This window comes from Flavicella marina (assembly GCF_009193215.1).
Classification (GTDB): domain Bacteria; phylum Bacteroidota; class Bacteroidia; order Flavobacteriales; family Flavobacteriaceae; genus Flavicella; species Flavicella marina.
In genome coordinates this window covers 1-5512 of the sequence record NZ_VYVA01000008.1, presented here as the reverse complement: position 1 = coordinate 5512, position 5512 = coordinate 1, and the positions used below count along the sequence as shown (strand labels likewise).

Sequence of the window (5512 nt, the reverse complement as noted above, 5' to 3'; positions counted from 1 at the left end):
GAGGTTTAAAAAAATAATTAAAATTTTATTTTTTTATATTGAAAAAAGGTTTTAGATTTGCAGCCGCTAAGCGACAGAGTCGTCTTAGTGAAAGAGAAAAAAAGTGATCACGATAGAGTGAATAACTTATAAGTTGTGATTCACAACGTTCATTGAAAATATTGAAATTGACAGCGTAAAATTAAAAATTGAATCACGTGATATTTATATTACGAAAAGAATTCTAAAAAGAGTAAGCTAGCGTCGTAATTATAATTGGCATTGCCAATAAAAAAATAACGATGAAGAGTTTGATCCTGGCTCAGGATGAACGCTAGCGGCAGGCTTAACACATGCAAGTCGAGGGGTAACAGGGAGAAGCTTGCTTTTCTGCTGACGACCGGCGCACGGGTGCGTAACGCGTATAGAATCTACCTTGTACAGAGGGATAGCCCAGAGAAATTTGGATTAATACCTCATAGTATATTTAAGTGGCATCATTTAGATATTAAACATTTATGGGTACAAGATGACTATGCGTCCTATTAGTTAGTTGGTAAGGTAACGGCTTACCAAGACATCGATAGGTAGGGGTCCTGAGAGGGAGATCCCCCACACTGGTACTGAGACACGGACCAGACTCCTACGGGAGGCAGCAGTGAGGAATATTGGACAATGGAGGCAACTCTGATCCAGCCATGCCGCGTGAAGGAAGACTGCCCTATGGGTTGTAAACTTCTTTTATATAGGAAGAAACACTTCTACGTGTAGAAGCTTGACGGTACTATATGAATAAGGACCGGCTAACTCCGTGCCAGCAGCCGCGGTAATACGGAGGGTCCAAGCGTTATCCGGAATCATTGGGTTTAAAGGGTCCGTAGGCGGGCTAATAAGTCAGAGGTGAAATCCCACAGCTTAACTGTGGAACTGCCTTTGATACTGTTAGTCTTGAGTCATTTGGAAGTAGATAGAATGTGTAGTGTAGCGGTGAAATGCATAGATATTACACAGAATACCGATTGCGAAGGCAGTCTACTACGAATGTACTGACGCTGATGGACGAAAGCGTGGGGAGCGAACGGGATTAGATACCCCGGTAGTCCACGCCGTAAACGATGGACACTAGTTGTTGGGCATTAGCTCAGTGACTAAGCGAAAGTGATAAGTGTCCCACCTGGGGAGTACGGTCGCAAGATTGAAACTCAAAGGAATTGACGGGGGCCCGCACAAGCGGTGGAGCATGTGGTTTAATTCGATGATACGCGAGGAACCTTACCAGGGCTTAAATGTAGGATGCATTAGCTAGAGATAGCTATTTCTTCGGACTTCTTACAAGGTGCTGCATGGTTGTCGTCAGCTCGTGCCGTGAGGTGTCAGGTTAAGTCCTATAACGAGCGCAACCCCTATTTTTAGTTGCTAACAGGTTAAGCTGAGGACTCTAAAGAGACTGCCGGTGCAAACCGTGAGGAAGGTGGGGATGACGTCAAATCATCACGGCCCTTACGTCCTGGGCTACACACGTGCTACAATGGTATGGACAGAGAGCAGCCACCTGGTGACAGGGAGCGAATCTACAAACCATATCACAGTTCGGATCGGAGTCTGCAACTCGACTCCGTGAAGCTGGAATCGCTAGTAATCGCATATCAGCCATGATGCGGTGAATACGTTCCCGGGCCTTGTACACACCGCCCGTCAAGCCATGGAAGCTGGGGGTACCTGAAGTCGGTGAGCGCAAGCAGCCGCCTAGGGTAAAACTGGTAACTAGGGCTAAGTCGTAACAAGGTAGCCGTACCGGAAGGTGCGGCTGGAACACCTCCTTTCTAGAGAAAGAGATGTTAGGTTATGAAAATAAGGAGATTTAATTTTTAATTGCTGTTCAATTTTATATTTATATACACAAGACTATCTTGAAAACAGAGTCTCGTAGCTCAGCTGGTTAGAGCGCTACACTGATAATGTAGAGGTCGGCAGTTCGAGTCTGCCCGAGACTACTATTTTAAAATGGGGAGTTAAGTATATATAAAACATATAGGAAATTTTAGAAGTTGAGTTTTAAAAGACCTTCAGAAAGATTTTTCTTGGGGGATTAGCTCAGCTGGCTAGAGCGCCTGCCTTGCACGCAGGAGGTCATCGGTTCGACTCCGATATTCTCCACAACAAGGCAATGCCTTGGGATAATTATTCCAAAGTGTTGTTTTAAGAATAGTAATAGATTTAATTATCTGTTGCGATTCGCAACGTTCATTGACATATTGAAATACTGATATCGTAAAAGATACAGAAGTTATATTTTAGAAAAACTAAAATTAATAACGAGCTATAATACAAATAGAGGCATGCATAGCATGCAATTAGTTATAGATTAAGATCTATAATTAGTAACAAATAGAATAAAAGAGCAAAAAGTACAAAAAGCTAAGTAAGGGCGTATGGCGGATGCCTAGGCTCTCAGAGACGATGAAGGACGCGATAAGCTGCGATAAGCTGTGGGGATTGGCACATACGAATTGATCCGCAGATTTCCGAATGGGACAACCCAGCATGTTGAAGACATGTTATCCGCAAGGAGGTTAACCCGGTGAACTGAAACATCTAAGTAACCGGAGGAAGAGAAAACAATAGTGATTCCGTTAGTAGTGGCGAGCGAACGCGGATTAGCCCAAACCAAGCTTGTTTCGGCAAGTTTGGGGTTGTAGGACCACGTTATTTGATGTCAATTGAATCAGAACAAACTGGAAAGTTTGGCCATAGAGGGTGATAGCCCCGTACGGGTAAGATTGATTATTGATAGTGGTATCCTGAGTAGTGCGGGACACGAGTAATCCTGTATGAATCCACCGGGACCATCCGGTAAGGCTAAATACTCCTGAGAGACCGATAGTGAACTAGTACCGTGAGGGAAAGGTGAAAAGAACCCTAAGTAAGGGAGTGAAAGAGATCCTGAAACCGTACGCCTACAAGCGGTCGAAGCACATTTACTGTGTGACGGCGTGCCTTTTGCATAATGAGCCTACGAGTTACTGTTTCTAGCAAGGTTAATCCATTCAGTGGAGCAGCCGTAGCGAAAGCGAGTCTGAATAGGGCGTATAGTTAGTAGTAGTAGACGCGAAACCTGGTGATCTACCCATGGGCAGGTTGAAGCTGTAGTAACATACAGTGGAGGACCGAACCCGTTGACGTTGAAAAGTCTTGGGATGACCTGTGGGTAGGGGTGAAAGGCCAATCAAACCAGGAAATAGCTCGTACTCCCCGAAATGCATTTAGGTGCAGCGTTGTGGTTTAGTTTAATAGAGGTAGAGCTACTGATTGGATGCGGGGGCTTCACCGCCTACCAATTCCTGACAAACTCCGAATGCTATTAAATATACACAGCAGTGAGGGCATGGGTGCTAAGGTCCATGTCCGAGAGGGAAAGAACCCAGACCATCAGCTAAGGTCCCCAAATATATACTAAGTTGAACTAACGAGGTTCGATTGCACAGACAGCTAGGATGTTGGCTTGGAAGCAGCCATTCATTTAAAGAGTGCGTAACAGCTCACTAGTCGAGCGATCGAGCATGGATAATAATCGGGCATAAGTATATTACCGAAGCTATGGATTGTAATTTATTACAGTGGTAGGGGAGCATTCTAGTTGCGTTGAAGTTGTTTCGTAAGAGATGGTGGAGCGACTAGAAAAGAAAATGTAGGCATAAGTAACGATAAGGCGGGTGAGAAACCCGCCCACCGAAAGACCAAGGTTTCCTCAGCGATGCTAATCAGCTGAGGGTTAGTCGGGACCTAAGGCGAACCCGAAAGGGGTAGTCGATGGACAACTGGTTAATATTCCAGTACCTGCTCACGTTAAAAGTGACGGAGGCGTATAGTTGTTGCGTACTGACAGAATAGTACGTTGAAGAGAGTGGTAACACCTCGATAGTACACTGAGACTTCGGTCAAGGTGATAATACAGCGAAGCGACTTCCAAGAAAAGCGAGTGAAGCAGCCCGTACCCTAAACCGACACAGGTGGTTGGGAAGAGAATTCTAAGGTGCTCGAGTGATTCATGGCTAAGGAACTAGGCAAAATCGCCCCGTAACTTCGGGAGAAGGGGCGCCCATCTATGATGGGCCGCAGTGAATAGGTCCAGGCGACTGTTTATCAAAAACACAGGGCTCTGCTAAAACGAAAGTTGATGTATAGGGCCTGACACCTGCCCGGTGCTGGAAGGTTAAGTGGAGGAGTTAGCTTCGGCGAAGCTCTCAAATGAAGCCCCAGTAAACGGCGGCCGTAACTATAACGGTCCTAAGGTAGCGAAATTCCTTGTCGGGTAAGTTCCGACCTGCACGAATGGTGCAACGATCTGGACACTGTCTCAGCCATGAGCTCGGTGAAATTGTAGTATCGGTGAAGATGCCGATTACCCGCTACGGGACGAAAAGACCCCGTGAACCTTTACTATAGCTTAGTATTGACTTTGGATAAGTAATGTGTAGGATAGGTGGGAGACTTCGATGCTGCGTCGCCAGGCGTAGTTTAGTCGTCCTTGAAATACCACCCTTTGCTTGTCTAGAGCCTAACCCTGCGAAGGGGACAGTGCTTGGTGGGTAGTTTGACTGGGGTGGTCGCCTCCAAAAGAGTAACGGAGGCTTCTAAAGGTACCCTCAGCACGCTTGGTAACCGTGCGTAGAGTGCAATGGCATAAGGGTGCTTGACTGCGAGACTAACAAGTCGATCAGGTTGGAAACAAGAGCATAGTGATCCGGTGGTTCCGCATGGAAGGGCCATCGCTCAAAGGATAAAAGGTACTCCGGGGATAACAGGCTGATCTCCCCCAAGAGCTCACATCGACGGGGGGGTTTGGCACCTCGATGTCGGCTCGTCACATCCTGGGGCTGGAGAAGGTCCCAAGGGTTGGGCTGTTCGCCCATTAAAGTGGCACGCGAGCTGGGTTCAGAACGTCGTGAGACAGTTCGGTCTCTATCTGTAGCGGGCGTTAGAAATTTGCGTGGATCTGACTCTAGTACGAGAGGACCGAGTTGGACTAACCTCTGGTGTATCTGTTGTTCTGCTAAGGGCATTGCAGAGTAGCTACGTTGGGAAGGGATAAGCGCTGAAAGCATATAAGCGCGAAACCCACCACAAGATGAGATTTCTTTAAAGGGTCGTGGAAGATCACCACGTTGATAGGCTATAGGTGTAAAGGCAGTAATGTCATAGCCAAGTAGTACTAATAACCCATAGGCTTTTGTACAAAGAACTTCCGCTAGGGTGACCTAGCGGGAGGGAAACTCTTTATACATTCTATACCTCAATTATATTATAGTAGAAGTATCTACAACGAATCAATATTTTAATATGTTAATCATATACAGTCTTTTAAACAAGACTGCAACAACCTTAAGGTGGTTATTGCGATAGGGCTCACCTCTTCCCATTCCGAACAGAGAAGTTAAACCTATCAGCGCAGATGGTACTGCCAATGGTGGGAGAGTATGTCACCGCCTTTTTTTTAAAGCCTCAATCAGATTTATGATTGAGGCTTTTTTTT

The 5512-nt window shown here is 45.9% G+C and carries 2 tRNA genes and 3 rRNA genes; all 5 read left to right on the top strand.

Features of this window, described 5'->3' with window-relative positions:
* Nucleotides 1-278 precede the first annotated feature (278 nt).
* The 5 genes from F6P99_RS13330 to rrf all read left to right on the top strand — a co-directional run bounded on the left by F6P99_RS13330 (nucleotide 279) and on the right by rrf (nucleotide 5471).
* A 16S ribosomal RNA gene (locus F6P99_RS13330) occupies nucleotides 279-1802 on the top strand.
* Nucleotides 1803-1899: 97 nt separating this feature from the next.
* A tRNA-Ile gene (locus tag F6P99_RS13325) sits at nucleotides 1900-1973 on the top strand.
* 89 nt (nucleotides 1974-2062) lie between these two features.
* A tRNA-Ala gene (locus F6P99_RS13320) sits at nucleotides 2063-2136 on the top strand.
* A 253-nt stretch (nucleotides 2137-2389) separates the two neighbouring features.
* Nucleotides 2390-5215 (top strand): 23S ribosomal RNA (locus F6P99_RS13315).
* 147 nt (nucleotides 5216-5362) lie between these two features.
* Nucleotides 5363-5471, top strand: a 5S ribosomal RNA gene (gene rrf / locus F6P99_RS13310).
* The 16S, 23S and 5S rRNA genes sit together here with 2 tRNA genes alongside, the layout of an rRNA operon.
* Nucleotides 5472-5512 lie beyond the last annotated feature (41 nt).